The organism is Bdellovibrio sp. HCB185ZH (assembly GCF_047302455.1).
In the GTDB taxonomy this organism is placed as follows: domain Bacteria; phylum Bdellovibrionota; class Bdellovibrionia; order Bdellovibrionales; family Bdellovibrionaceae; genus Bdellovibrio.
The window spans coordinates 1,617,155-1,642,703 of sequence record NZ_CP178624.1 but is presented as its reverse complement, the minus strand read 5'-3'; the positions used below and the strand labels follow the sequence as shown (position 1 = coordinate 1,642,703).

The window sequence follows — 25,549 nt, the reverse complement described above, 5'->3', positions numbered from 1 at the left end:
AGGTAATGTATGAAATTAAAAATGAGCAAACATACAAGCGATAGAAAAGTTAATCGCCTCAAAAAGAAAATCAGAATCCGCAAAACTGTTAGCGGTACTGATGAAAGACCTCGTCTTTGCGTTTACAGAAGCGGTAAGCATATGTACGCAAGCGTTATCAACGACGTTACTGGTCACACTCTTGTGTCCGTTTCTTCTCTTGGTAAAGAGGACAAATCTGGTGTTGAGATGGCTAAGCTTGTTGGGGTGGAAGTAGCGAAAGCTGCAACTGCTAAAAACATTAAGAGCGTGGTTTTTGACCGTAACGGTTACTTGTACCATGGCCGTGTTAAATCTCTAGCTGATGGCGCTCGTGAGGGCGGCCTCAATTTCTAAGGAGTGAATGTGGAGAAAGTTCAAGCTCAAGCAGCTGAATTGGAAGAGCGTGTAGTAGCGATCAACCGTGTAACAAAAGTTGTTAAAGGTGGTCGTCGCTTTACATTCGCAGCTCTAGTAGTTGTTGGTAACAAAGCTGGTGATGTTGGTTTTGGAACTGGTAAATCTCAGGAAGTTCCTGAGGCTATCGGCAAAGCAAGCAGAGCAGCTAAGAAATCAGCTAAAGGCGTGACTCTTAAAGAAGGTCGTACGATTCCTCACGAAGTAATCGGTAAATTTGGTGCAGCTAAGGTTATTATGAAACCAGCAGCTCCAGGTACTGGTGTGATCGCGGGTGGTGCAGTTCGTGCCGTTCTTGAGTCAGTTGGCGTAAAAGACATTCTTACTAAATGTGTTGGTACTCGTAACCCACACAATGCAGTAAGAGCAACACTCGATGGTTTGGCTCAACTTAAAGAGTTGAACAAATAGTCGGAGGCAAATATGGCTAAGAAATTTGTTGTTACATTGAAAAAATCAATCATCAGCTGCACTCAAGATCAAAAAGATGCAGTTCGTTGCCTAGGTTTGAAGAAGATTCGTTCAACTGCTGAAGTTAACGACACTCCGGCAAACCGTGGTCAGATCATGAAAGTTCAACACTTAATCACTGTTGAAGTTAAGGGGTAATCCATGAGCTTGCTTAATCAACTAGCTCCTAAAGCTGGATCAAAACACGCTCCAAAAAGAATCGGTCGTGGTATCGGTTCTGGTATGGGTGGCACATCTACTAAAGGTCACAAGGGTCAATTGGCTCGTACTGGTGGTACTGTGCGTCGTGGTTTCGAAGGTGGTCAAACACCTATGCACCGTCGTTTGCCGAAATTTGGTTTTAGCAACGTTGCGTTCGCTAACAACTTTGAGATTGTTAATGTCGGACAACTTGCTAAATTTTCTGGAGAAGTAACTCCCGAAACTCTTTTCACTGCTGGACTTGTTAACAAGGGCGCGGTTAAGATTTTGGGAATGGGCGAGCTAAAAACAGCTTTGACTGTAAAAGCTCACAAATTTTCAGAAAGCGCTAAGAAAGCTATTGAAGCTGCTGGCGGCAAAGTCGAGGTAATTAAATAGTGTCTGCAATTGAAAGCATCGCAAAGAATTCGGATCTTCGTAAACGTATATTCTTCACGTTGGCCTTATTGGCCGTCTACAGAATCGGAGTTCACGTTCCAACGCCTGGCGTGGATGGAACTGCGGTGCTTTCATTTTTCCAAGCGCAAGCGCATGGAATTTTCGGCCTATTTAATACCTTCACAGGTGGCGCACTTTCCCAGTTCAGCGTGTTTGCACTGGGAATCATGCCTTACATCTCTGCTTCGATCATTTTCCAACTTTTGACTTCAGCGGTTCCAATGTTGGAATCTTTGAAAAAAGAAGGTGAAGCTGGTCGTCGCAAAATCAATCAATACACTCGCTATGCGACTGTAGCTTTGGCAATCGTACAAGGTTACGGTATCTCAACTTGGTTGATGAACTCTACAAGCCCGGATGGTCGTTCACTTGTGATCGCACCGACTGTGGCATTCCTTCCTTTCCAATTGATGACAATCATTACGTTGACAGCTGGTACTTGCTTCATCATGTGGTTGGGTGAGCAAATCACTGAAAGAGGTATCGGTAACGGTTCTTCTTTGATCATCTTTACTGGTATCGCAGCTGCAATTCCACAGGGCGGTCAACGTCTTTGGGAACTTGTTGCTTCTGGCGAAATGAAATTCGCTGTTGTATTGCTTCTATTGGTTCTGATGGTTGCAATCATCGCTGCGGTTATCTACATGGAAGTCGCTCAACGTAGAATCACTGTTCAGTATTCTCAACGTGCGGGTGGCGGCGGTATGCAGTCTATGCAGACTCCTACAAGCCATCTTCCAATTAAAATTAACTTCTCTGGGGTTATCCCACCGATCTTTGCGAGTTCTTTGCTAATGTTCCCTGCAACAATGGCTCAGTTCGTACACACTCCATGGTTGAAAGCGCTTCAAGATTCTTTGAATCCTTCAGGCACGATCTTCAACATCATGTTTGTCGCTTTGATCGTATTCTTCTCATTCTTCTATACTGAAATCGTGTTCAACCCGAATGAAGTAGCTGACAACTTGAAAAAGTACGGTGGTTTCATTCCTGGGGTTCGTGCGGGTAAGAGCACGGCTGACTACATTCAAAAAGTTCTGGAGCGCGTGAACGTTTTGGGTTGTATCTATCTTTCTGCAATCTGCGTGATGCCAGGTATCTTGGCTTCTCAAATGAGTCTTCCGTTCTACTTCGGTGGTACGTCACTTTTGATCTTGGTTGGTGTTGCTTTGGATACTGCTCAGCAAATCCAATCTCACATGATCACTCAAAAATACGAAGGTTTCATGAAGGGTGCTAAAATCCGCAGCAGAAGGGTTCAATTTTAATGAACCTGATTCTGTTTGGAGCCCCGGGGGCCGGTAAAGGTACGCAATCTGAGTTGTTAATCAAACGCTTAGGCATGACTCAGATCAGCACTGGGGATTTATTCAGAGCGGCAATCAAAGGTCAAACTGACCTTGGTAAAAAAGCCCAAGAGTACATGGATAAAGGTCAATTGGTACCAGATAGCATCGTTATCGGTATGGTTGAGGAAGTACTTCAAAAAGGCGTAAAAAACTTTATCCTAGACGGTTTTCCAAGAACTGTGGCGCAAGCCGAAGCTTTGGACGGCCTATTGAATAAGATGACACTTTCTATTGGAAAAGCCATTTTTTTGGAAGTTCCAATGGAAATCTTGATGGATCGTTTAACTGGTAGACGCGTATGTAAAAATTGCGGGGCAGTCTACCACATCGTCAGCAAGCCTACCAAGACGGAAGGTAAATGTGACAACTGCGGCGGCGAAGTCGTTCAACGTAACGATGACAAAGCTGAGGTTATTGGGACTCGTCTCAAGGCCTACCAGGAATTCACAAGCCCACTAAAAGAATTTTATAAAAAATCAGGAAAGTACATCCAGATCGACGGTAATAGGGACACTGAGCTTGTCTACAATGAGATCGAAAAAATAATAAGCTAACCACTATTGTTATTTTATCTCTAGACTTTAATGAAGCTCGGTGATAGCGTCCGACTCCTCGTTTGTATTTTTGCTGTTATTTTTGGCCCATTTTGGGGCTAAAAAACATTAGCAAGTATGGGAAGACATTTATGAAAGTAAGACCATCAGTAAAAGCAATCTGTAACAAGTGCAAAGTTATTAAAAGAAAAGGCGTTATTCGCGTTATTTGCGAAAACCCTAAACATAAGCAAAGGCAGGGTTAATCATGGCACGTATTCTTGGTGTCGACTTACCTAGAAATAAGCGCGTTGAAATCGCGTTGACATACATCTATGGCATTGGACGTCCTCGTGCAGCTATGATTTGCAAGCAAGTAGGCATTCCTTCAACTCTAAGAACTGAAGGTTTGACTGACGAGCACATCGCTAAAATCCGTGGCATCATCGAACAAAATTTCAAAGTAGAGGGTGATCTTCGTCGTGAAGTTGGCCAATCTATTAAACGTTTGATGGATCTTAACTGTTACCGTGGCATTCGCCATCGCAAAGGCTTACCAGTTCGTGGTCAGAACACTCGTTCTAATGCACGTACTCGTAAAGGTCCTAAGAAGACGGTAGCTAACAAGAAAAAAGCCGTGTAGTTAAAGGATCTTAACGATGAATACTGAAAATAAAAATAAAACAGTTGCTAAGAAAAAAGTAAAAAGAAACGTTCCACAAGGGAACTGCTACATCCAAGCTAATTTTGGTAATGTTATCGTAACGATGACTGATCCAAACGGTGCTACTGTGTCCTGGTCCTCAGCAGGTCACCTCGGCTTCAAAGGAAGCCGTAAAGGCACTCCATTTGCAGCTCAAGTCGCGGCAGAAGACGCTGCAAAAAAAGCTATGGAAGCAGGCATGAAATCTGTGGACGTTTATCTTAAAGGCCCAGGCGCTGGTCGTGAGCCGGCTATCCGTGCGTTGGCGGCAACAGGTATGAGAATCTTGACTCTTAAAGATATCACTCCTGTTCCACACAACGGTTGCCGTCCACCTAAGCGTAGAAGAATCTAAGGAGATATATCGTGAGCTGCATTAACGAAAGCGTATGTAGACTTTGCCGTCGCGAAAACGTAAAACTTTTCTTGAAGGGTGATCGTTGTTATACTGATAAGTGTTCTTTCGAAAGAAGACCTTACCCACCAGGACAACATGGTCAGTCTCGTTTGAAGTTCTCTGAATTCGCACTTCAATTGCGTGAAAAACAAAAAGCTAAGAGATACTACGGTGTTTCTGAGAAACAATTCGTACAATACGTACATGAAGCTAGCCGTTCAAAAGGATTGACTGGTACTGAGCTTCTTAAATCTCTTGAGATGAGATTTGATAACGTTGTATACGCGTTGGGTTTCGCTAACTCTCGCCGCGAAGCAAGACAGCTTGTTAAGCACAACCATTTCTTGTTGAATGGTAAGAGAGCTAACATCCCAAGCATCCTTGTTAACAAGGGCGATGTTATCACAGTAGCTGAATCAAGCCGCGAAGTGGCTAAAGTTCAAGCTGCTATTCAATCCGTTGCTAGACGTTCTGTTCCAGCATGGCTTGAAGCCGATCATGGTGCCTTCAAAGGTACTGTTAAAGATCTTCCAAACCGTGAAGACGTAACAGTTGCAGTTGAAGAAAACATGATCGTTGAATACTACTCAAGATAATTTAACTTCTCGGGGGATCCATGCAAGAGCATTATTATAAGTTTTGGAGAGAGATGATCAAACCGAAGGGATTCGAGGTTGATCGTGATACTCTTCGTGATGACTACGCAAAATTCATTATCCGTCCCCTCGAAAGAGGTTTCGGGGTTACTCTTGGTAACTCCCTAAGAAGAATTCTTCTTAGTTCAATGATGGGTTCTGCAATCACTGCGGTTAAATTCGAAGGCGTATTGCACGAGTTCACTACGATCCCAGACGTTCTTGAAGATGTTACTGACATCATCTTGAACCTTAAAGAAGTACGTTTCAAACAGTACACTTCAGACTCTTTGACATTGAAGATCTCTAAAAAAGGTCCAGGCAAAGTGACTGCAGCGGATATCCAAGTTTCTGATAAGATCGAGGTTCTAAACCCAGATCACCATATCGCTACTTTGGGTGCGAATGCTAACTTCAGCGCGGAAATCGTTGTAAGTTTCGGTCGCGGATACGTACCAGTTGAAAACAGAGAAACTGATCTTCCAGTTGGCTTCATCGGTGTTGACGCTCTTTACAGCCCAATCCGTAAAGTTAACTACAATGTTTCAAATGCACGTGTTGGTCAAAGAACTGACTACGATGCTTTGACTCTGGAAGTTTGGACTGATGGTTCATTGAAACCGGACGAAGCTGTTGCTCTTTCATCTAAAATCATGAAAGAACAACTTCAAATCTTCCTTACTTTCGATGAAAGCATGGAGCCAGTTGAAGAATCTCGTGAGCTTGGTTCACCTTCATTGAACGAGAATTTGTTCCGTTCAGTTGATGACCTTGAGCTTTCTGTTCGCTCTGCGAACTGCTTGAAAAACGCTAACATCCGTTACATCGGTGAGTTGGTTGTTCGTTCTGAAGCAGAGATGCTTAAAACTAAAAACTTTGGACGCAAGTCTTTGAACGAGATCAAAGAGATCTTGGGCGAGATGGGTCTTGGCCTCGGTATGAAAATCGAAGGCTGGCCGCCTCCAGGTTGGGATCCTTCTCAACCACCTGTAAAAAGAGAAACACAACAGTAATCACAAGCATGTGATGGCCCCAACTCCTCGAGGGGAGTTGGTGAGGGCTGGAGCCCGACAAAAGTAACTCTAAGCAATTAAGCTTGAGAGTTCTATCGTGAGGATACCTGATACGGTCCCCACGTTTTAACCGGAGAACAAAATGAGTTCACACAGAAGAAGAGTTAAGCATTTCGATCGTAAATCTGGCCCAAGAAAAGCGTTGTTGCGTGGTTTGGTTGAGTCTCTAGTTGAGCACGGCCGTATCACTACAACTGTTGACCGTGCGAAAGAAACTCGCCGTCACGTTGAGCGCGCTATCACTCTTGGTAAAAAAGGTGACTTGAACACAACTCGTTTGTTGTTGTCTCGCTACCCAAATAAAAACGTTGTAAGCATCATCATGAAGGACTTGTCTCCTCGTTTTGCTTCTCGTCCAGGTGGTTACACTCGTATCATCAAAATCGGTCGTCGCCCAGGTGACACTGCTGAGATGGCTTTCCTTGAGTTCGTAGACTACGATTTCGAAGTGAAATCTGCAGCTAAAGAAGAGAAATCTGCTAAAGCTGAAGAAAAACCAGCTAAGAAAACTGCTGCGAAAGCAAAAAAAGCGACTACTAAAACTGTAGCTGCTAAAAAGAAAACTGTTAAAAAGACTCAAAAGAAAGCTCGTGCGAAATCTCGCGCTTAATTTCGAGGATCAAAATTGATTTTCAAAAAACCCAGGGCAACCTGGGTTTTTTTTTGGTATTTTCACATCTGGAGGCGCATCGATGAAACAACATCTGAAAGCTTTAGTTCTGGTTCTGATCGTAGGTGGTTTGGCGGTTTGGGCTTTTAATCATTTCTTTATGAGTAAAGTGGCGCAATCGCCATCGAATATCTCTTCCATCGAGAAGATGGAAACCGAAGGGGTTCCTAATTTTACGTCTAAAGCGCTAGACGGCCAATCCTTTGATTTAAATCAGATGAAGGGTAAAGTGGTCATCCTTAACTTTTGGGCTTCCTGGTGCGGTCCTTGTGTTGAAGAGGTTCCTTCATTGATCAAGCTTATCAAAGAATACAAAGGCGATATCCAATTGATCGCGGTTTCCGGCGACAGCAATGAGGCTGATATCCATGTCTTTCTGAAATCCTTTCCCGAGCTAAAAGGGGAGAATATTAAGATCGTTTACGATCAAGATCGCAGCTTGATGAAAATGTTTGAAGTCGCCCGTTTACCAGAATCGTTGATTCTGAATAAGGAGCAAAAGCTGGTGAAAAAATTGGTGGGGTCTATCGACTGGCATACCAAAGATTCACTGGAATACATGGATTCTCTTTTGGGGAAAACGAAATAAGATCGCACTTCGGCGATTTGCGCTTAGGCTGCTCACTTCAATGAAAGAATGTTGCAGGCTCAGCCTTCAAGCAATGCTCTTAAGTAGGCAATTGTGACAGACCACCAAGAGCACGGAGAAAAGAAAATGCTAGAGACATTTCCTATGTCTCTAGCAAACTCACGAGGTTAGTATTTAGGTTCTTATCGCAGTTTCTTGCTGTCATAAATTACGGGCAAAATCTTGCCGCTCGAAATTATGGGCAGTCGAATGCCAAGTCGATTTTAGTTCCTTCGATCAATGGTGAATTGAATTTCAGGATGTTGCCTTCAACTTTGAAGGCTGTGAAGTTCGCACCGTTGATGCCGATTTTCACAGAGCCCGCAGCTGGAGCACATTGCAAAGTCATATGTGTCATCGAATTCACGATTTTATCGCGGAAAGTATTTAAGTTGTTAACGAAACTTGAGTCACAAATGCTGCCCACTCCACCATCTGTCATTACTGAAAGCTGATCGTAAATCACACCTTCATGGCTTGGGGAAGCTGAAGCGGCGTCTTGCATAGCTTCGCAAGTTTTATCGCCTGGTTTTACGATGATGCTGTTGAATGTGAAGCGCACGTCATTACCAAATTTTTGTTTGGCCATGGCTACGACGTTGGCGGGCATGTCCTCAGCTTCCAATGGCAACAAGCTGCCGGCGGCATCGTTGGCTTTCATTTTAGTAGCATCGCCACCAACGGAGCGCTCGTCTTCGTTTGATACGATGATGACCGATACCGCAGCGCCTGGGCGGTAGCATCCGTTTGAACCAGCCAAAGCGAAGTGGTTGTAAGTTGCCTTTAAGCCACGTTCGTCAGCGGAACCGGATCCACCAATAGCCATGGCGTTCACGGTGTTTTCAAAGATATTAGTTAAGTTCGGAGTTCCCTTTTTCAAAAGGTAGGCGGGAGCGCCACCAGCAGGGGAGTAGCCTACGAAATCGGCTGAAAAGCCCCATACATTGTTCATAGCACGTGTCGTAGTCATACACATTTGCCAGTCAATGCCAGAAGTCTCAAGACCGCCCACGAAGTCGCCAAGACTTGCTGCGAGCTTTTTAAGATCGGGAAGCATCGAGTTCGAGTCGTCAAATACGATCAAGAAATCGACCTGTTTATTTCCGTATCCGACCACTTGCGAGAAACTTACTGAATTAGTAGGTGCGGATGAAGCCAACTCTGTTTGTACTGGTGCGAATTCCATTTTCGAGCACGCTGCAGTCATGCTTGTCATCACACTTAGGATCAGCAGATTTTTTAGATTCATCGTTTTCATATATTTACTACCTCACTTAAAAGACTAGCACTTGGGATGACCTCAAAAAAACAGAAATCGTGAAATGCGAGTCAAAATAGCTAATGATTCTAATAATTTAAGAGATTGTGGCGAACTCCTTTACAGGTCCTGCAAACAAGGTCGACGAAACTTTCTGAAATAAAAACAAAGGTGGTTAAGAAAAAAACAAATTACGGCACTTTCAAAAAGTGCAGAATGAACTCATATCAACTCAAATGAAGTTGGAGTTGCCCGAGCAGTCTCTTCATTACAATTACGTGACCCCATTGAAAATCCAGAAGTGAGTTGATACATCATCGCTGCCATGGCGAAGCTATCTTCATTCACCTTACTCTCTAGAAAAACAAATACCGAGAGTCTTGATTTCAAAATCAGGAAGCTGGATTTGATTTATCAGGAGCATCTTAAGGGTGCGTTTGCGATCTTGGGCAATGGCTTTGCATTTCTATGGGTCGCATGGGGATTGGTTCCACATATCGTTTTGGAAATATGGATGAGTGCGATGGTTACGACTGTCACCATCCGAATGATCTCATTGTGGCAGTGGAATAAAAAGAAACAGTCCGTGACAAATCACCGGGCGCTCAGATTTTGGGAATACCTGCTTTACTCGCAGCTGTTGATTTCCGGATTGGGCTGGGGTGCCGTGGGAGTCATGGCAGCCTCGACTTCTGATATCTCTTTGCAGATCCTGGCATCGTTAATTATCGCTTCTATGACAGCGGGGCCGCTGATTTATTACGTGTCATCTAAAAAGGCGATGGCCTGTCTAACGGCGCCGGCTCTGATTGGCTGGAGCTTTGGTTATAATCTTTTGTCAGAGGTGCCTCATCACCATCTGCTGGGAATTCTGATTTTATTCTATTTGGTTCTACTGTCCTTTATTGGTCGTAATTTAAATCGTGCGATTTTGCGGATGATCTCTTTGGATTATCAGCTGAAGAAAAACGAAGAGCACCTGCGGATGGCGATGGCTTCCAGTAATGCTTTGTCTTGGGATTGGTATGTGGAATCAAATCATCTTGAGTACAACGGCAATATCGAGTTGTTTCCCGAAGGGCTGGAGCAGCTGCAGGATATTTTGAAAAAGCATTTCGTCACGCCGGGGGATCTGGATGCGGAAATCGAATGCCTGGATCAAAACCTGAAACCTCGCCATATCGCGATCAAAGGGAAAATTTCAAAAGATCCCAAGACGACTTATCGTATGACGGGAATCGCCTGGGATATCACGACGAAAAAGAACGAAGACTTACTCCGCCGAGAAAGAGACGTTCATGAAGCTGCCAATCGTGGGAAATCTGTTTTATTGGCAAATGCCAGCCACGAGATTCGCACACCGATTGCTTCGATCTTAGGGTATTCGGAGACGTTGCTGGGAAGTGCTTCCTTAGACAGCCAAAACCGCCGCGACGTGGAAGCGATCCACCGTCAAGGTAAATTCATGGTGACGTTGGTGAATGATCTTTTGGATCTTTCTAAAATTGAATCAAAGGGATTGTATTTCCAGTCCTGTTCGATGAATCCGGCTATGGAATTGGAAGACTCTTTGGCGATGATCCGCTCGACACTGGATAGTTCAAAACATACCTTGGAATTAAACTTTGAAAGTCACTTTCCGGCGGTTATTTCTTCAGACCCGGTGCGCTTCCGCCAAGTGGTGATCAACCTTCTTTCCAATGCGGTGAAATACACTTTGCAAGGTGACGTTAAGGTTCAAGCGCGTTTTTATACAAATGTCGAAGGTGAGGGCTTTATCAGTCTGATGGTTTCCGATACCGGTATGGGGATGGACTACCACGTGCAACGACATTTGTTTGAGCCCTTCATGCGCGGAGAAAATCCTGAAGTTCAACGCGTGCCTGGTTCGGGACTGGGCTTGGCCCTGAGTCGCCAGTTGGCTCGTGGCATGGGCGGAGATTTACGCTTGGTACGCTCGATGCTGGGTGATGGAAGTACTTTTGAGTTTGTTCTGCCTGTCGGTAAGGCGGCTGATTTGAAGATGGTTTCAGCTCATGAAGCTCGTTACGGAACTCGAGAGCAAATTCTGGTGCCTCAAGAAACGAATCATTTAAAAGATCGCGAGATCCTGGTTGTCGACGACTCAGACGATTTGCGTGCTTTGATGGCGCGATATTTGATGCGTGAAGGGGCGATTGTTGAAACCAGTGAAAACGGCCAGGCCGGCGTGGATCGCGCATTGGCTAAAAACTTTGATGTGATTTTAATGGATATCAAGATGCCGGTGATGGATGGCTATCAGGCGGCGGCTTTGCTGCGTGAAAAAGGGTATGTGGGATTGATTGTGGCGGTGACGGCCCAGGCGACAGCCGAAGGCCGAATGGATTCTCGAAGCAACGGGTTTGATGCGTACTTGAGCAAACCCGTTGATATCAATCTTTTAAAAGACATTTTGATTCGAGCGTAGCTGCTGGAAACACTCCGACTTTGTCGGGGTACATTAAAAACCAAATTTCTTTTTCAAATCTTCGACAGCTTTTTGACCTTCTTTTTCAAGTTGCTTGCGACCTTGATTTTCAGCGTCTTTTTTGGCTGTTTCAACTTTTGCTTCGACTTGCTTTTTCTGCGCGTCTAACTGCTCTTGAGCCTTTTTAACTTCTTTGTCGAATTGACCTTTGAGCTGGTTGATTTGTGCTTCCACTTGCGCTTTTTGTTTGCCGATTTCCTGGTCTACGTAAGCTTGAATTTTTTTGCGAGCTTCTTCGACTTTGGCTTGAATCTGTTTTTCGAAACCTTTGGAAAGCTCGGGTCCCAAGTTCGAGTTGATGGAAAGCGGAATGTTTGGCAGGTCGCCTTGACCTTTCGCTGTCAAAGTTACCACCGGGATTCCGGCAAACACTGCTTTCAGAATTTCATCAGCAATTTGATTGGTCGACGAAACTGCGTAGTCGATTTTCGTAAACTTGTTGTCAAAATCCACCGCCAGGTTTTTCAGGCCAACGAGGGAACCTTGAATTCCCATCGCTCCATACGCTTTGCTGAAGGCAATCTTAACTTCGGGGCTACTCACCAGGTCTTTGCCTAGGATCGCGTATTGATCTACTTTGAATTGATAGTCGATGACGGAGTCATCCTTACGATTGTCGATGGAAAGCTTTAGCAAGAATCCTAAAATATCCATCGCAGGGAAATCACCCGCCAATGTCGCGATTGTTGGACGACCCACCAAGCGTTGGTTGGAAGTGATATCCAGGATTTCCCCTTTGACGTTACCAGAGTTCGGAGTCAGGCCAGCTTGAGAGCTCACAGCCGTTCTTTTCACCCAGAACATTGGATAGGAATTAGGGCGACCAAATTCGTACGTGATCCCTTTTTCACGAGGATGCGGCTGAAGGGCAACTTCCTCCTCTTCCGTTTTAGCTTGGCCTTTTTTCAGATATTTGGGTGGGATGTATTTTTCAGCCAAGGATTTATAGCGGAAAAACTTCGCTTTATAAGGTTCCAGGTAGCGGTTAAATACAGCCATTGTCAGAGCTTTCGCATCCACTTGCGGGATGCGGAAATGCTGCTCAAGAGACTTCACGTCGATCTTAATCTGTTTTTCAATTTCGCCGTACTGAGTTTGCAGACCTTTTAGATCGTTGTTTAAATCATTGCTGACAGACTGGATCTGTTTATATTTGCCATCCGCATCTTTATAAACGGCGTCCAGCTGTTGCAAGGCGGCCTGCAGTTCCTGTGGATTTTTAAAATCTTTGTATTGGATCTTGTTTAAACGATCACTCAGGGATTGAATGTCTTTTCCTTGCGGCAAAGTTTTTAAACGCTCGTCCCAGACCTTTTGTTTTGTATTGAGGTCTTGTTGAAACTTTTCGATCATCGCTTTGCTTGGCAGTGATGACTGCAGCTTTTGCAGTTGGGCATTTGGATCAGCTCCACCGAGCATGTTAATCACGTCTCCCAAAACATTTTCACCGTAGCGCTCTTGCAATTCTTTATCAGCTTGAGATTTTAATTTACCACCTTCGGTCGCCAGCATTCCAGGTTCATTCGAAACAGGAGGCGGAGGAGCGACTTTCCCCGGGTAGGCTCTTTTTACGCCGAACTCAATTTGCTCAACCACCGCTTCGTTGATGACGAACTTCACGCGAAGAAGTGCGTCCCACAACATGCCAAAGCGGATCTCGCCGATTTTAACCGAATCATGTGTAGGTTTTTCTGCATCAGTCAGTTCGATTCCTTTGATGCTGATGTTCGCATTAAAAAAGCTGGTTTTTAAATCAGCAATGTTTACTTCCGCACCCAGGGCTTTGTAGCCGCCCCACTCCATGGCTCTGCGTAAGTGACCATCAAAGAAGAAGTGGAAATACAGACCGATCAATAAACAGATGATCGTGAATGGAATCAGAGCACCCCAACGAATGATGCCTTTTTTCTTTTTTACTTCAGGATTTTTTTGAGTGTTTGCCATGTTGCCTAATTCCTATCCGCCGTAAAGATCGTTGTATTTTGTGTACCAGATATAAAACTTTGTAGCTTTTAAAGCCTTCCAAAGTTTGGTGTCGCGAATGCGTGCCACGACGGCGGCTCGGTAGGCCAGGATCAATGATTTAAAACCGTAGTAGGCGAATGGAAACAAAAGTACTGACACAACCATCGAGCCCATGATGATGCTGTTATTAAAGCGAGTCATTGGGACGAACGGCATGTTGTACATACTCACAAACAAAGGGCGCAGACTTTCCATTTCCAACACGGCCTTCCCCAGATGATGGGCAGGAGTATCGAAGAGAAAGGCGACGAATTTGAAAAAGAATGCGGAAAGAAACGCGGCTCCGAGTTGCACTCTAAATACAAATACGATCAACAAGACGATCGCCGTTTGAATGGAAAAGAAGGGAGCGAATCCCAGCAAAAGTCCCAGCGACAGGCCGAATGCCAGAGGCATGGTGTCGGTGTCAGAATTCAGCAGTTTAATAAAATTGAAAAGCTGTTTTAAAAGCAACGTCATAGATGTCCTCGTGATGGAAGGTCGAATTCGAAACTCTTTAAAGTTTATGACAAAAATGCGTGGCGGCAAGTGAAAAGCGAGGACAGTGCACGGGGATTGTCGTATGTTTTCAAGTATATGAAATCATGGGCGCAGCTAGTTGCAGACACAGTTCGAATGGGTGGGGTTTTGGTATTTATCAAGGACCAGGCACCGCAGGATTTCCAGCAATGGTTACAGCCATTGGCGCAATCCTTTGCGATGAAGATTCCCATTACTGTTCGTAACAAAAGTGATTTTGTGAACAGTCTATATCAAACAGGAATTCACGATCTGATTTTCTTTTTTGAGGGACAGCAAGCTGTGCTGGCTGAGTTGGATGCGCATGTGCAGGGACAGCGTGTATGGGTCTCTGCTAAGGGGGACTCTCCTGCAACCGTGGATTATCTTTGGACTGCAGCAGATGTTTCAGCGTGGATGACTTTTTGGAATACTCTGGCGCCACAGTTTGATTCGATGATTGAAAATTGGAGCAATTCCCAAATGGATCATGCTCCGTGTTTATTTTTGGATCGCGATGATGTCGTGGTTAAGAATATCCCCTATAACAAAGATCCCAATCAGGTTGAGCTGATCCCGGAAGTGGTTGAGTTGATCCACAAAGCCCATGCCGAAGGTTATTGGGTGGCTTTGGTCACCAACCAATCTGGAATTGGTCGCGGGAGAATCTCTTGGCAGGAATATAAGCAAGTTCATCAAAGAATGTTGAAACTGCTGGCTAATGAAGGCGCTTGGATCGATGAGTGCGTCTGGTCTTCGTATATTGAAAATGAATCTGTGCCAGAGGGACGATTGCTGGCCGGCCTCAGAAAGCCGCGCGCAGGTATGTTTCAAATGGTGAAAGAAAAACTAAAAATCGATATGAAGAATTCGATCATGGTCGGTGATAGTGCGACCGATTTGATTGCGGCTCACTCGGCAGGAATAGGGTCTTGTTATCTGTTTCGATCAGAGAAACTTGAAAAGGAACGCGAAATTCTGGAAAAATTTCGCGCTGTGAATTCCAAATTTTCTTATCAAGCCATATCAGCTGCGGCCGACATATCGTTCGGGCGCTTATAGCGCATGTAAAAGAACGCTCCCAAAAGGCTCACGACAAAGGAACAGACTTGAAACGCTGTGATTGTCGTGGGGCCGACTTCGCTGGAGTGCCCCGTGTAAATATTAAATAAGAAATAGAATGCTGCTTGTCCAACGCCCACGCCGGCAGGGGAGATAGGAATGGCTGTCGCCATAAAGCCCAACGGTGCAACTAAGAAGTATGTTTTAGCAGGGATATCGGTATATCCAGAAACCATGCCCACCATGTACAAAAACAGAATTGCAGTGGATTGTGCAATCAAGCTGATAACGATGACTTGGGCGATGCGGGGAATGCTATTGCCGTATAAGTGCAAGCTTTCGTAAATCTTCATGAATTTTTCTGATAACGGAAGCTTATTGATCACGCGTTTTAAGATCTGCGTTTTGTAAATCTTGGTCGAAAAGATCAAGCTTAAAGCAACTGTAAAAGCAGCGAACAAGGCGATGATGAAATAAAACAGAGTCATTAACGTGGGAACATGACTGACGTGATTGAAGTCGTAAATCATAACTGCCAATGCCAAAAAAATCATCGCGTACAAACCCAGAACCCGGTCCATCAATACACTGGTGGCAGCGACGACTTTGGTGCCTGGAAAATCACGGGTAAAGTAGTAGGCTTTAATGACGTCGCCGCCCACTCCTCCTGGCATCGCAAAGTTAAAGAATTGGCCGATCAGAGTAAGTTTAAAAGATGGCCAAACCTTGGCAGGGATGCCCTGGGATTTAACTAGGACGCGCCAACGTTCACTAATGAGGAATAAGTTAAAAAGTGTAATTGTAATGGCTAATAAAAGGATGCCCGGTGTTAGAAGATTGCGAAGGGCAGCGAAATTCAGTTTTCCGGACTGCACGAGCCAATAGATGATTCCTACCGCAAAGAGGATCTTAAGCAATTGAACGGCAATCTTTTTCGTCTTTTTAACCATGAGTCAGTCTTACTTTAAAACCAGCTCAAACTCTACCTGGAGATCGAAGAAGTTTTGACCTGCTGGGCCAAATTTCGCTTGAAAATACCCGGTTGAAGAACGGGGTGCTAGGATAGCTCCCTGACCTGGAGGATAGGGTGATTCCTGTAGTATTATCTGGTGGTAGCGGTACAAGATTGTGGCCAGTTTCGCGCCAGCATATGCCAAAGCAATTCTGTACGATTTTTGAAAAGCCATTGCAGACAATGACTTTAGAGAGATGCCATAAAATGGGCACTCCCTGGATTGTGACATCCAAAGCTTTGCAGTCTTTGACGGAAATTAATCTAAAAGACAGCCAGATGAAAGATGTTCAGGCAGTTTATGAGCCCTATGGAAAAAACACGGCTCCGGCAATCGCAGTTCTGTGCAAGCTTTTGGAAGCTAAAGGACTGTCCCAGGAAATCGTGGGTATTTTTCCTTCAGATCATTTGATTTCCAAGGAACAGGCTTTTCTGAATGTGGTTAATTTTGCGACTTCTGTTGCGGAAACGAACAAAGTCGTTACTTTGGGCATCACACCTTCTTATCCAGAAACGGGCTATGGTTATATTCAGACAAAGGCTGTGAGTCTGGCTGAATCCAATGGATTCAAAGCCTATTCTGTTGTGAAGTTTCACGAAAAGCCTGCTTTGGAAAAAGCCAAAGAATTTTTGGCTCAAGGCAGTTTCAGCTGGAACGCGGGGATTTTCGTTTTCAAAGTCTCTCACATGATTTCCTTGTTTGAAAAACATCAGCCTGAGTTGTGGGCATTAGTGTCGGCTTTGAAAGCCGATGCTTCTAACTTGGATGACATCTATTCAAAAGTTCAAAGCATTTCTATCGACTATGCCATCATGGAAAAACTTGGCAGTGACGAGCTTGCATGTATTCCGTCCGAATTTGGGTGGAGTGATGTGGGTTCCTGGGATGCCGTCGCCTCTTTGCAAAAGGGCCAGGATGTCTTTAACGTCAAAGGCCAGGATAATTTCGTATTCGGTGATCCGGGTAAGCACTACTCCACAGTGGGTATTGATGACGTGATCGTGGTGGATACCAAAGATGCCTTGATGCTGGTTAAAAAAGGTCATTCTCAGGATGTTCGCTATGTCGTTGAGGGGTTGGCGCAACAAAAGTCCCCTTTGGTAAAAGATCATGTTTATGAATATCGCCCGTGGGGATATTTTGAAATTTTGAAAGACACCGAAGCTTTTAAATCTAAAGTGATTCGCGTAAATCCGCACTCACAGCTGTCCTATCAAAGTCATGCCAAGCGCGAAGAGCATTGGACGATCACCCGTGGAAGCGGAGAAGTGGTTTTGAATGATGAGGTGATCCCAGTGAAGGCGGGATCACATGTCCACATTCCATTGGGCGCCAAACATCGCATGCGCAATACTTCGAATGAAATGTTGGAATTCGTGGAAGTTCAGCTGGGATCTTATTTCGGCGAGGACGACATTGTTCGCTATCAGGATGATTATCAAAGAAAGTGACATTGAAAAACGAATCTGCTGAGATTTCGTTTATAAGAAAAGGAGTTTTTATGAAAATGATTCTGGCATCTTTAGTATTGTTGAGTGCTTCTTACAGTTTTGCTGCAAAAACTTATCAAGTGACGGGTCCCGTGTTGGAAGTAACAGATTCCAAAATCGTTGTCGAAAAAGGCAAAGATAAATGGGAAATTGAAAGAACAGCGGCGACGAAAGTCACTGGCGATTTGAAAGTGGGCGAGAAGGTGACGATCGAGTACACAATGTCCGCAGCAAACGTGGATGTGAAAGCTCCCAAAAAGAAATAGCTCTCTTTACATATAGATATTTGGAAAGGATCGCCGCCAAAGCGATCCTTTTTTATTTTCCGATGGCTTAAATGTAATTGAGGTTTCAGCATTGCCATTTGATCGATCGGTTGTGTCCCATTAAGTTCCACATGCTAAAACACAAGGGGAGCTTATGGTGCGGACTTTTGAACGTGCAAAATTATTTGCGATATCTGTCTTTATCGCCTTTCACTTAATGTTAATCCTGACAGCTTCTTTCCCAGATCGCAGTGAGCTGGGACGCCTCATACTTCGCACATTTGGTGATTACTTTGATTTTGTAGGATTAGAACAACCTTGGAGCATGTTCGCGCCCAATCCCATGTCATTAAACTCTTATGTCGAAGCGGAAATTTATTTTACTGACGGCAGTAAAGAGAAGTGGTCTTTGCCTCGTCCCACGCAGATGAATGGGGCTGATAAAGTGATCGGGGGCGACCGCTATCGCAAATTCACACAAGAATATTTGATGCCTGAAAAAAACGAAGAGATCTGGTTTGATGTCGCTCGCTATGTGACCCGTCACGTGAACAAAATCGAAGCCAGCGGTCGAAAGCGTGAGGTCGAGAAGCTGCAGTTCTTCCGTTATTATAACTACGTCGAAGATCCACGAAAATTTTTTGTTCGCCATGGAGAGAAGGCTGGCGAATACAAAAAAGAAAGCGTTTTCTATTTCTATCCAGCGAAAAAGGGAAAGTATGAAGTCGGCAACAATAATTAAAAGTATCTGGGATTTCTTTTTTAAGCCTCAACCAGTGGATAACCTGGGTTTGATGCGGGTGTTGTTTGGACTGCTGTTGCTTTTCAACTGGTACATGATCTGGAGTTATCTGGATGTGTTTTGGGGAGTCGACGGCTTGATCAGTCTGAAAACCTCTATGGAGTATGGCTCCTCTATTCGGTTCAGTCTGTTTGATTTTATGCCTAATGATCCCCGTGTGCCAGCGTTGATTGCGTTGTTGAACCTTGTTTCTGCAGTAGGCGTGACTTTGGGGCTCTTTACCCGCACGTCAATGGTATTGGCATTTATGACGTTGCTGTCTTTTCAAAATAGAAACGATTTTATTTTGAACAGTGGCGACATCGTTCTTCGCAATATTTTATTTTTCATGATGTTTTCGGCGGCGGGGAAAGCTTATTCCCTGGATCGATGGTTTTATAATCTGCGCTTTGGTAAATCACCGCAACCTGTGATGGAAAGACCCTGGGCATTACGCATGATTCAAATTCAGTTCTGCGTGATCTATATCGCCACCGTCTTATTCAAAATCAAAGGGACGCATTGGGTGGATGGCACTGCCGTGTACATTGCCACTCGCCTGGAAGAATTTGTTCGTGTTCCATTTCCTTTGTTAAATAATCTTGCCGTGATCAAGTTCATGACGTGGTCCACCTTGGTGGTGGAGCTGGCGATGGGAACACTCGTCTGGTTTAAAGATTTGCGTTATTGGGTTTTGTTATCTGGCATAGGGTTGCATATTGGCATTGAGCTTGTGATGAGTATCCCAATGTTCGAGTGGGTGATGGTTGTGACGATGCTTTCGCTTGTTGATCCCTGGGATATGATCTCCGTGGAGAGCAAGTTGCGAAATTGGATTTCAAGAATTCGATATCGTTTCGGTAAGTTAGAACCTGTTTAGAGAAAAATCATTTTAACAATTGAAAGACCAAGCAGAGATGCTTGGTCTTTTTTTTGCCCTGAAACCCTCGCCAGTCGGTGTTCCTGAAAGTTCCGCAATTCATTAAATGGCGGAAAATTACAGAGAAGTTTCTATCCAACCTTTCGGCCTCCAAATAAAACTTGCTTGAAAATTTACAGAATCTTGTGGGACACGGCGGATCTTCCTGGAAACTTTGTGGAGTCATTCGTTAGGGAACTTGCCCGAATCTGTGAGTGAAAACGAGAGAGAAAAGAGAACAGAGAACCTAAATGGAGGATGAATGAGATCGCGTAGGAAATTAGTTCTTGCCGCGGGAATCTCACTTTTGGCGAATCCGACTTGGGCACAAATGGCGCAGTTACAAACTCCGCCGGTCAATGCTCAAAAAATTAAACCGGATGCGCTGAAAGAGAGCAAAGTTTCCAAGGACAAGAAGGAATCAGAAAAAGTTGTCGGAGTAACACCTGATGGAAAAATTCGCATCGGTGTTCAAGAGGAAGAGTTTAGCGGAAATTCGAGTGGCGGCTCGAAGGGCGGCTTCGACACTAAAGGAACAGGTGGCTTCGGTTCTTACGGAGATAAAGGTTCTTCGGGTGAACACGGTGGTTTTGATAGCAAAGGTTCAAAAGGCTCCTTTGGTGACAAGGGGGATTACGGCAATCGTGGAACGAGTGGCTCCAAAGGAGATCTAGGCAATCGCGGAAACAGCGGATCTAAAGGTGACTACGGTGACCGCGGTAACAGCGGTTCCAAAGGCGACTTTGGAAATCGTGGTAATAGCTCTTCAAAAGGCGATTACGGCAACCGCGGTAACAGCGGCAGCAAAGGTGATTATGGCAATCGTGGAAATAGTTCATCTAAAGGTGACTATGGCGATCGTGGTAATAGCGGCAGCAAAGGTGATTACGGCAATCGCGGCAATAGTTCATCTAAAGGTGACTATGGCGATCGCGGTAACAGCGGCAGCAAAGGTGATTACGGCAATCGTGGCAACAGCTCATCTAAAGGTGACTATGGCGATCGTGGTAACAGCGGCAGCAAAGGTGATTACGGCAATCGCGGCAACAGCTCATCCAAAGGTGACTACGGCGATCGTGGTTCCAAAGGGGATAAGGGCGACCGTGGGGAGCATGGCGGCTTTGATAGCAAAGGTTCAAAAGGTGATCACGGCGATCGCGGTGAGCGTGGCGAAAAAGGCAGCTACGGCGAACACGGCTCTAAAGGTGACAAGGGCGACAAAGGGGATCGCGGCGAGCGCGGAAACTATGGCGAACATGGCTCCAAAGGAGATAAAGGTGATCGCGGCGAGCGCGGTGAACGCGGTGAAAAAGGCGAAAAAGGCCACCACGGTGACAAAGGTGACAAGGGTGATCGTGGGGAGCGCGGAGAGCGTGGCGAAAAAGGCGAACACGGCCATCGTGGTGACAAAGGCGACAAAGGTGATCATGGCGAAAAAGGTGAGTGTGGCCATCGTTGCGGAACTTCTTCATACGGAAGCTCAACGTCTTATGGAAGCTCGACTTCTTACGGAACTTCAACCTACGGTGATACAAGTACATATGGAACGTCTTCCACTTATGGCGACACAAGTACTTCGACTGTAACAACATCTACTGGAAATCCTGATACGTCCACAGGTCCTCGTGAAACGAGCACTTCGACAAGTTCAAGTTCTTCTAGTTCGAGTTCATCGTCGTCGTCTTCTTCTTCTTCATCTTCGTCATCTTCGACGGAAAGCACTTCCACTTCAACCAGTGAAAGCAGCTCAAGTTCAACAGGTGAAAAGAAAGAGAAAAAGAACAGATTCAGAGCGAAATTGGAACCATTGTTTCACTTGGCTTTCGACTTCGGTTCTTACATCGTGAATTTGACTCCGCATGATGTTCCGCAGCCGGCGGCTGTGGGTGTGTCTTACGATCCACCATCTCAACAGACATTGAAAACGGGCGACTATCGTGATGGCTTCCAAAAAACTGTCTATGGCAGTATCGAAGTTGGTATCGGGGCGCAAGTTCGTTTCTGGTTCGACAATGCGACAGGCTTGCTGGATTACTTCTGGGGCTTCGTAGGTGTCTTGCCAGTGGTTGGTAAAGAAACAGCTTCGACCCGTTACGCGAGCACTTTAGATAAAGCACGCGCTATGGGTGGTCGTTGGTCTGTTCCAAAAGATGCAACCGATCTTGATAAATGGGATGCTGGCGACAGTATCACTTACGTCAGTTACGGTGGCGTGATCTTCTTGGCGAATGCTGGATTCGGTCCTGTAGGTATTGGTACGGCGAAATTAGCTCGCGGTTCCTGGGAAACTTACGTGGAAAAAGTCGGCGATCATATGGCCTACGTGAAAATGACAAGTGGTAAACTTGAAAACTTGTCCATCTTCACAAGTGTCTCGATCATGTCTATCGGTAAAAACTGGTTCAATTCAGCGGATGATGGATTTTCTTATCTGTTTGATTTGAGCACGGATACAGGTCGTAAAGCCTACGAAGATATGATTCGTGGTAACTCGTACGCATCTGAACAGCTTGCGACGAAAAAACCTTTGAATCTGGTCGAGCTTGCGCCTGTGACGAAAGTGATGACATTCAGAACCGTGTCGACAGGACAAACCGTGAGCAAAGCATTCGCGATTCCAATTATCTGGGACCGTGTGTTTAGTAAAGGTCGTGTTCAGTCATTCACAACATCTGACTTGCACATCGAAAGAAACACAGCCCGTGTACACTATGGTGTCTTCAATGAATCTGATGACTCTCGTTTCTGGTTTAAACACAGAGAAGAGGACTTCATGTTCACTGGCGCGAAATACTCGCTGGAAAACTGGGACAACAAAGAACGTATTACAGGTATGTTCGGTACTTACAGCTTCGCGTTCCGACATGAAGCAAGTAACGACGACAGACTTCGTAAGGGCTTAAAAGAGCTTGTTCGCAAAACTGGTTTGAAGCGTTTGATGATCAATATCCCGGATAACTCTGCATTGGGTTACACAGGTGTTGAGTTCAACGCTAAAATGGGTGAAGAGAACACAATGCGTTTGATGACTCTTGGTCAAAGAATGTCTGAAGACCAGTTCACGGCGCGCGGTTTGGCGTTGCATGAAATCTATTTCAACCGAGGTGGCGACCCTTGGGATATCTGCAAATTGCCAGGTTGTGAAATGAAGCAGCGTAGAGCAACAATTTCGGGTATGTCGAAAATGTGGCAGGCACTTCAAGTCATGAACAAAACTATGACCGGTGATCCACGTGCATTTGCAACAGCCTACGGGCAGTTTGGTGAGGGAATGGCGACAAATCCATTTACGTTCCAATCAGCAGTTGCGATGGCAGGACCTGGAGTTCTTATAGACTTCCTGGTAGAAGGAACAAGAATCTCGATGTTCTATAAACAGTGGGTGACCGATGCCGATGGCACTTGGGTTCCAGCGGAGAAAATGCCGGATTCAGATTTGATTCCGAAGTTTGATCCAAGAACTCGTCACTCGAAAATCCGTGGTATCATTATTGGCAACAATCCGGGAGACATCATGCCTCATGATGCGATTCCGTTGATGCAGCCAGTAGCGTTCCAATAGGCAGGCTTGCGCTCCGGCTTCACCGGAGTCATTCAAAGAAAAAGGCCGTTGATTTCTCAACGGCCTTTTTCATTTCGTATCTTGTTCTAAAGTTCGTGTTCAATCAGTAAGGCATCGCTGACCAAATCTCCGGTCAGAAGCGCCAATTGTCTGGCATGGCGTTCCCATTCTTCCGGAGCTGATTTTTGCAATTTGCCAATCAGATGTTCGTACTCGGCCCATTTTTTCATAAAAGCTGGCGCATTGTTTTTAAATGCCGTCGTCGATTTGAAGTACTCAATCAGTACCGGCAAAGATTGTTCTTTTTCAAAAGCACGTAGCATATCCAGTGATAGTACGTTGGTTGTACCTTCCCAGATCGAAAATACTTGAGCATCGCGAATCAAACGCGGAAGCCCGGTGTCCTCGACATATCCTGCACCACCGAACATCTCAACCACTTCACTGGAAATAGTGATCGCTTTTTTTGCAGTGTAAAGTTTAAGAACCGGAGTCAATGTACGAAGCAGAGTTCTCTCCTTGGCCGTAATTTCACCGACTTCTTCTTTGCCCAGAAGGTGAGCGATGTGAAAACAGAATACAAACGAGCGACGGAAGTCTTCTTCCAGCCAGCGCAAAGTTTCCTGATGCAATGGATGATCGATCAGAAGTTTACCGAACGCTTTACGTTTATGTGAATAGTTCTGGGCTAAATCCAATGCGCGACGAGCATGACCAACGGCACACATGGAATTATAGATTCGGGTGATGTTTAGGACGCTGGCAATTTTCTTGATGCCATCGCCTTCGCCGCCTACCAAACGTGCCGGTGTCCCTTGCAGGCTCAGCTCCGCTGTCGGCAAAGCTTTCGTTCCCAACTTGTCTTTCAAACGATGTATTTGAATATGGTTCAATTGGTTTTCAGCATTACGCAGTTCCAGATAAAACAGACTCAACCCTTTCGAACCCGCCGCTGCACCATCGGGACGAGCGAGCGTCAGAGCCATTTGGGATGTTGTCGCTGAAGTAAACCATTTCGTTCCGTGCAAGGAGTGAGTGGCACCGAAAGCGCTTTCACCTGTGAACGCGTGAGCATCTGTGGACGTCCCACTGACATCGGATCCTCCAGTTCGCTCGGTCATCCATTGTCCTGCTGTCCAAAAAGTTTTGGGATCACGGCTGGTCAAATGAGGAAGGGCACGAGTTTTTAAATCAGGTGTTCCGTATAGCTCAAGCGCGCGGGCTGCTCCATCGGTCATCGCCAAAGGGCATGAAAAAATTGCCGAGCTGGGGGAGTACAAATAAAGCAGAGCCATCTGATAGACACGTGAGAATGCTCCATATTTTCTTTCGTAGGCCGTGGCAACGATGCCCTCTTCAGCCGCCATTTTTTCCAGGTTTTTCCACCCTGAAGAAACGCGAATATCATCTATACGGCGTCCCCAAGGATCAAAGGGCACATGCACCGGAGGGTAGGTTTCCGCCTCTAACGCCCACTCAAGCATATCTGAGGCCGCTCTTTGACCCAAATGATCCAAATGAGGCAAAGCTTGTTTCTGACATTCTGGTGGCAGAATTTTTTTCAAGAGTGTTTGAAGTGAAGCATCCGATTGAAAGGTGTTCGTTAGGCTTGGCCCATCTTGATAAAAGTTTTTCATGGTTTAAGTGTGAGAAATAAATTGAAGTTTGTCCATACACTACATATACAGGGCCCACACTAATTCTGGAGGGGCCGTGTCACGTAAACTATTATTGGGCTTATCACTTTTGGCTATTGCCGCTTGCACTCCTAAAGCAAGTAACAACACCGCAGCCACTTCCGGCTCACGCATAATCAATGGGACTGAAGTCCAGGAATCTGACAGCGTCTATAAGCATTTGGTTTCTGTTTATGCTGAAAACGAAGACGGATCTGTGGGTATTTGCACGGGCACATTGATCGGGCCTAACACGGTATTGACCGCAGCTCATTGCATCTCTACTAAAACTTCAAATCTTCGTGTGGTTTTTGGTTTGAACGTTGACGAAATTCTTTATGCACGTGAACCAGATATTAAAGATCTTTATTTGCACACTGTTAGCGATGTGAAGGTACACCCACAGTGGAATTTCGAAAAGAACCAAGACAAAGCATCTGACTGGCATGATCTGGCAGTCTTGAAATTCCGTGGTACTTATCCTGAGGAATTTACTCCAGCAGAATTTTTGCAGGAAAAAGACCTGGGAATTCTAAAGCCCGGTGTGATGGCTTACGTGGCAGGTTACGGCGTGAACACCGCGAGCTCTCGTGAAGTTGCAAAAGACGAACAAGTGGGCTTCGATGAAGAAACTCTTTGCGACGACAAGGGTTGCATTGCTTTGAAGTTTTCTGGTGATGGAACTTTACGTTGGACGATGGCGCCAATTGCTACGCTTGAAAACACAGAGCTTCGCCTGGACGAAAAACTTTCCGGCACATGTGGTGGCGATTCGGGCGGTCCGGCGTTTGTGGTGGTAGATGGAAAATTCTTGTTCTTTGGAGTGACTAGCAGAGGCAGCCTTTTCTGTAACGAAGTGGGTGTTTACACGATCGCTTTGAAGCTAAAAGACTGGTTGGGACCTGCGATTCAAAGTCTGAAATAGTCAAAAAACATACTAAGAATACAGTCTCGTTC

The 25,549-nt window shown here is 45.2% G+C and carries 26 protein-coding genes; 21 read left to right on the top strand and 5 right to left on the bottom strand.

Annotated features, from left to right (window positions below; all coding sequences use genetic code 11):
- The first annotated feature begins 9 nt into the window (after nucleotides 1-9).
- The 13 genes from rplR to ACLSU7_RS07965 all read left to right on the top strand — a co-directional run bounded on the left by rplR (nucleotide 10) and on the right by ACLSU7_RS07965 (nucleotide 7,494).
- Nucleotides 10-375 (top strand): 50S ribosomal protein L18, encoded by a 366-nt coding sequence (gene rplR / locus ACLSU7_RS08025; RefSeq protein WP_142699139.1) that lies wholly within the window; start codon nucleotides 10-12, stop codon nucleotides 373-375.
- Between the two features lie 9 nt (nucleotides 376-384).
- The gene (gene rpsE / locus ACLSU7_RS08020; protein WP_413295038.1) at nucleotides 385-846 is read left to right on the top strand and encodes a 30S ribosomal protein S5; all 462 of its coding nucleotides are present in this window, start codon (nucleotides 385-387) and stop codon (nucleotides 844-846) included.
- Between the two features lie 12 nt (nucleotides 847-858).
- Nucleotides 859-1,044, top strand: coding sequence for a 50S ribosomal protein L30 (rpmD, locus tag ACLSU7_RS08015; RefSeq protein WP_413295037.1), 186 nt, complete (start codon nucleotides 859-861; stop codon nucleotides 1,042-1,044).
- 3 nt (nucleotides 1,045-1,047) lie between these two features.
- Nucleotides 1,048-1,485, top strand: coding sequence for a 50S ribosomal protein L15 (gene rplO, locus ACLSU7_RS08010; protein ID WP_413295036.1), 438 nt, complete (start codon nucleotides 1,048-1,050; stop codon nucleotides 1,483-1,485).
- Nucleotides 1,485-2,813, top strand: coding sequence for a preprotein translocase subunit SecY (gene secY, locus ACLSU7_RS08005; RefSeq protein WP_142699142.1), 1,329 nt, complete (start codon nucleotides 1,485-1,487; stop codon nucleotides 2,811-2,813). Before rplO ends, secY begins: the two co-directional genes overlap by 1 nt.
- Entirely contained in the window at nucleotides 2,813-3,448 is a 636-nt protein-coding gene (locus tag ACLSU7_RS08000; RefSeq protein ID WP_413295035.1) for an adenylate kinase, read from the top strand. Before secY ends, ACLSU7_RS08000 begins: the two co-directional genes overlap by 1 nt.
- 131 nt (nucleotides 3,449-3,579) lie before the next feature.
- Complete coding sequence (gene rpmJ, locus ACLSU7_RS07995; protein WP_011165332.1) at nucleotides 3,580-3,693, top strand: 50S ribosomal protein L36; 114 nt, start codon at nucleotides 3,580-3,582, stop codon at nucleotides 3,691-3,693.
- A 2-nt stretch (nucleotides 3,694-3,695) separates the two neighbouring features.
- Nucleotides 3,696-4,070 (top strand): 30S ribosomal protein S13, encoded by a 375-nt coding sequence (gene rpsM / locus ACLSU7_RS07990; RefSeq protein ID WP_142699144.1) that lies wholly within the window; start codon nucleotides 3,696-3,698, stop codon nucleotides 4,068-4,070.
- Nucleotides 4,071-4,086: 16 nt separating this feature from the next.
- A complete protein-coding gene (rpsK, locus tag ACLSU7_RS07985) occupies nucleotides 4,087-4,485 on the top strand; it encodes a 30S ribosomal protein S11 (protein ID WP_142699145.1) in 399 nt (132 codons plus the stop codon).
- Nucleotides 4,486-4,496: 11 nt separating this feature from the next.
- Complete coding sequence (rpsD, locus tag ACLSU7_RS07980; protein ID WP_413295034.1) at nucleotides 4,497-5,123, top strand: 30S ribosomal protein S4; 627 nt, start codon at nucleotides 4,497-4,499, stop codon at nucleotides 5,121-5,123.
- Between the two features lie 20 nt (nucleotides 5,124-5,143).
- Nucleotides 5,144-6,175 carry a DNA-directed RNA polymerase subunit alpha gene (locus tag ACLSU7_RS07975; protein ID WP_142699147.1) on the top strand — a complete coding sequence of 344 codons (1,032 nt, stop codon included), beginning with the start codon at nucleotides 5,144-5,146 and terminating at the stop codon, nucleotides 6,173-6,175.
- A gap of 142 nt (nucleotides 6,176-6,317) precedes the next feature.
- The gene (rplQ, locus tag ACLSU7_RS07970; RefSeq protein WP_413295033.1) at nucleotides 6,318-6,845 is read left to right on the top strand and encodes a 50S ribosomal protein L17; all 528 of its coding nucleotides are present in this window, start codon (nucleotides 6,318-6,320) and stop codon (nucleotides 6,843-6,845) included.
- An 82-nt stretch (nucleotides 6,846-6,927) separates the two neighbouring features.
- A complete protein-coding gene (locus ACLSU7_RS07965; protein ID WP_413295032.1) occupies nucleotides 6,928-7,494 on the top strand; it encodes a TlpA family protein disulfide reductase in 567 nt (188 codons plus the stop codon).
- A 235-nt stretch (nucleotides 7,495-7,729) separates the two neighbouring features.
- On the opposite strand, the gene ACLSU7_RS07960 is transcribed toward ACLSU7_RS07965, so the two are convergent.
- Nucleotides 7,730-8,791 carry a hypothetical protein gene (locus ACLSU7_RS07960; protein WP_413295031.1) on the bottom strand — a complete coding sequence of 354 codons (1,062 nt, stop codon included), beginning with the start codon at nucleotides 8,789-8,791 and terminating at the stop codon, nucleotides 7,730-7,732.
- A 325-nt stretch (nucleotides 8,792-9,116) separates the two neighbouring features.
- Between ACLSU7_RS07960 and ACLSU7_RS07955 the strand changes: the two genes are divergently transcribed.
- Nucleotides 9,117-11,240, top strand: coding sequence for a hybrid sensor histidine kinase/response regulator (locus ACLSU7_RS07955; RefSeq protein ID WP_413295030.1), 2,124 nt, complete (start codon nucleotides 9,117-9,119; stop codon nucleotides 11,238-11,240).
- A gap of 33 nt (nucleotides 11,241-11,273) precedes the next feature.
- Here ACLSU7_RS07955 and ACLSU7_RS07950 read toward each other — a convergent pair whose 3' ends face one another.
- On the bottom strand, nucleotides 11,274-13,244 hold the full coding sequence (locus ACLSU7_RS07950; protein WP_413295029.1) for a TIGR03545 family protein: 1,971 nt from the start codon (nucleotides 13,242-13,244) through the stop codon (nucleotides 11,274-11,276).
- A 12-nt stretch (nucleotides 13,245-13,256) separates the two neighbouring features.
- Complete coding sequence (locus tag ACLSU7_RS07945; RefSeq protein WP_413295028.1) at nucleotides 13,257-13,784, bottom strand: TIGR03546 family protein; 528 nt, start codon at nucleotides 13,782-13,784, stop codon at nucleotides 13,257-13,259.
- 117 nt (nucleotides 13,785-13,901) lie between these two features.
- Here ACLSU7_RS07945 and ACLSU7_RS07940 point away from each other — a divergent pair, with 117 nt between their 5' ends.
- The gene (locus tag ACLSU7_RS07940; RefSeq protein WP_413295027.1) at nucleotides 13,902-14,885 is read left to right on the top strand and encodes a D-glycero-alpha-D-manno-heptose-1,7-bisphosphate 7-phosphatase; all 984 of its coding nucleotides are present in this window, start codon (nucleotides 13,902-13,904) and stop codon (nucleotides 14,883-14,885) included.
- On the opposite strand, the gene ACLSU7_RS07935 is transcribed toward ACLSU7_RS07940, so the two are convergent.
- Nucleotides 14,840-15,835 (bottom strand): lysylphosphatidylglycerol synthase transmembrane domain-containing protein, encoded by a 996-nt coding sequence (locus ACLSU7_RS07935; RefSeq protein ID WP_413295026.1) that lies wholly within the window; start codon nucleotides 15,833-15,835, stop codon nucleotides 14,840-14,842. The two genes, ACLSU7_RS07940 and ACLSU7_RS07935, sit on opposite strands and share 46 nt — an antisense overlap.
- Before the next feature lie 137 nt (nucleotides 15,836-15,972).
- Here ACLSU7_RS07935 and ACLSU7_RS07930 point away from each other — a divergent pair, with 137 nt between their 5' ends.
- The 5 genes from ACLSU7_RS07930 (at nucleotide 15,973) to ACLSU7_RS07910 (ending at nucleotide 22,916) form a co-directional block, all read left to right on the top strand.
- Nucleotides 15,973-17,349, top strand: a complete 1,377-nt coding sequence (locus ACLSU7_RS07930; RefSeq protein ID WP_413295025.1) for a mannose-1-phosphate guanylyltransferase/mannose-6-phosphate isomerase — start codon at nucleotides 15,973-15,975, stop codon at nucleotides 17,347-17,349.
- A gap of 50 nt (nucleotides 17,350-17,399) precedes the next feature.
- Entirely contained in the window at nucleotides 17,400-17,654 is a 255-nt protein-coding gene (locus ACLSU7_RS07925) for a hypothetical protein (RefSeq protein WP_413295024.1), read from the top strand.
- Nucleotides 17,655-17,808: 154 nt separating this feature from the next.
- Nucleotides 17,809-18,396: a hypothetical protein gene (locus tag ACLSU7_RS07920; RefSeq protein WP_413295023.1), complete on the top strand. Its 588-nt coding sequence runs from the start codon at nucleotides 17,809-17,811 to the stop codon at nucleotides 18,394-18,396.
- Nucleotides 18,374-19,315, top strand: a complete 942-nt coding sequence (locus tag ACLSU7_RS07915) for an HTTM domain-containing protein (protein WP_413295022.1) — start codon at nucleotides 18,374-18,376, stop codon at nucleotides 19,313-19,315. The genes ACLSU7_RS07920 and ACLSU7_RS07915 overlap by 23 nt, the downstream gene beginning before the upstream one ends.
- Nucleotides 19,316-19,616: 301 nt before the next feature.
- On the top strand, nucleotides 19,617-22,916 hold the full coding sequence (locus ACLSU7_RS07910; protein ID WP_413295021.1) for a hypothetical protein: 3,300 nt from the start codon (nucleotides 19,617-19,619) through the stop codon (nucleotides 22,914-22,916).
- Between the two features lie 86 nt (nucleotides 22,917-23,002).
- Here the strand turns inward: ACLSU7_RS07910 and ACLSU7_RS07905 are convergent, their stop codons facing one another.
- Nucleotides 23,003-24,553, bottom strand: coding sequence for an acyl-CoA dehydrogenase family protein (locus ACLSU7_RS07905; RefSeq protein ID WP_413295020.1), 1,551 nt, complete (start codon nucleotides 24,551-24,553; stop codon nucleotides 23,003-23,005).
- A gap of 76 nt (nucleotides 24,554-24,629) precedes the next feature.
- Here ACLSU7_RS07905 and ACLSU7_RS07900 point away from each other — a divergent pair, with 76 nt between their 5' ends.
- The gene (locus tag ACLSU7_RS07900) at nucleotides 24,630-25,517 is read left to right on the top strand and encodes a S1 family peptidase (RefSeq protein WP_413295019.1); all 888 of its coding nucleotides are present in this window, start codon (nucleotides 24,630-24,632) and stop codon (nucleotides 25,515-25,517) included.
- The last annotated feature ends 32 nt before the right edge of the window (nucleotides 25,518-25,549 follow it).

What these genes read in the sequence shown, in the direction of transcription:
- ACLSU7_RS07945 (WP_413295028.1), bottom strand. Translation starts at nt 13,784, where the DNA reads ATGACGTTGCTTTTAAAACAGCTTTTCAATTTTATTAAACTGCTGAAT.
- ACLSU7_RS07910 (WP_413295021.1), top strand. Translation starts at nt 19,617, where the DNA reads ATGAGATCGCGTAGGAAATTAGTTCTTGCCGCGGGAATCTCACTTTTG.
- ACLSU7_RS07915 (WP_413295022.1), top strand. Translation starts at nt 18,374, where the DNA reads ATGAAGTCGGCAACAATAATTAAAAGTATCTGGGATTTCTTTTTTAAG.
- rpsM (WP_142699144.1), top strand. Translation starts at nt 3,696, where the DNA reads ATGGCACGTATTCTTGGTGTCGACTTACCTAGAAATAAGCGCGTTGAA.
- rpmJ (WP_011165332.1), top strand. Translation starts at nt 3,580, where the DNA reads ATGAAAGTAAGACCATCAGTAAAAGCAATCTGTAACAAGTGCAAAGTT.
- ACLSU7_RS07960 (WP_413295031.1), bottom strand. Translation starts at nt 8,791, where the DNA reads ATGAAAACGATGAATCTAAAAAATCTGCTGATCCTAAGTGTGATGACA.
- rplQ (WP_413295033.1), top strand. Translation starts at nt 6,318, where the DNA reads ATGAGTTCACACAGAAGAAGAGTTAAGCATTTCGATCGTAAATCTGGC.
- ACLSU7_RS07920 (WP_413295023.1), top strand. Translation starts at nt 17,809, where the DNA reads ATGGTGCGGACTTTTGAACGTGCAAAATTATTTGCGATATCTGTCTTT.
- rplR (WP_142699139.1), top strand. Translation starts at nt 10, where the DNA reads ATGAAATTAAAAATGAGCAAACATACAAGCGATAGAAAAGTTAATCGC.
- ACLSU7_RS07955 (WP_413295030.1), top strand. Translation starts at nt 9,117, where the DNA reads ATGGCGAAGCTATCTTCATTCACCTTACTCTCTAGAAAAACAAATACC.
- ACLSU7_RS07940 (WP_413295027.1), top strand. Translation starts at nt 13,902, where the DNA reads ATGAAATCATGGGCGCAGCTAGTTGCAGACACAGTTCGAATGGGTGGG.
- ACLSU7_RS07935 (WP_413295026.1), bottom strand. Translation starts at nt 15,835, where the DNA reads ATGGTTAAAAAGACGAAAAAGATTGCCGTTCAATTGCTTAAGATCCTC.
- ACLSU7_RS07925 (WP_413295024.1), top strand. Translation starts at nt 17,400, where the DNA reads ATGAAAATGATTCTGGCATCTTTAGTATTGTTGAGTGCTTCTTACAGT.
- rplO (WP_413295036.1), top strand. Translation starts at nt 1,048, where the DNA reads ATGAGCTTGCTTAATCAACTAGCTCCTAAAGCTGGATCAAAACACGCT.
- rpmD (WP_413295037.1), top strand. Translation starts at nt 859, where the DNA reads ATGGCTAAGAAATTTGTTGTTACATTGAAAAAATCAATCATCAGCTGC.
- rpsK (WP_142699145.1), top strand. Translation starts at nt 4,087, where the DNA reads ATGAATACTGAAAATAAAAATAAAACAGTTGCTAAGAAAAAAGTAAAA.
- ACLSU7_RS07965 (WP_413295032.1), top strand. Translation starts at nt 6,928, where the DNA reads ATGAAACAACATCTGAAAGCTTTAGTTCTGGTTCTGATCGTAGGTGGT.
- ACLSU7_RS07950 (WP_413295029.1), bottom strand. Translation starts at nt 13,244, where the DNA reads ATGGCAAACACTCAAAAAAATCCTGAAGTAAAAAAGAAAAAAGGCATC.
- ACLSU7_RS07905 (WP_413295020.1), bottom strand. Translation starts at nt 24,553, where the DNA reads ATGAAAAACTTTTATCAAGATGGGCCAAGCCTAACGAACACCTTTCAA.
- ACLSU7_RS08000 (WP_413295035.1), top strand. Translation starts at nt 2,813, where the DNA reads ATGAACCTGATTCTGTTTGGAGCCCCGGGGGCCGGTAAAGGTACGCAA.
- ACLSU7_RS07975 (WP_142699147.1), top strand. Translation starts at nt 5,144, where the DNA reads ATGCAAGAGCATTATTATAAGTTTTGGAGAGAGATGATCAAACCGAAG.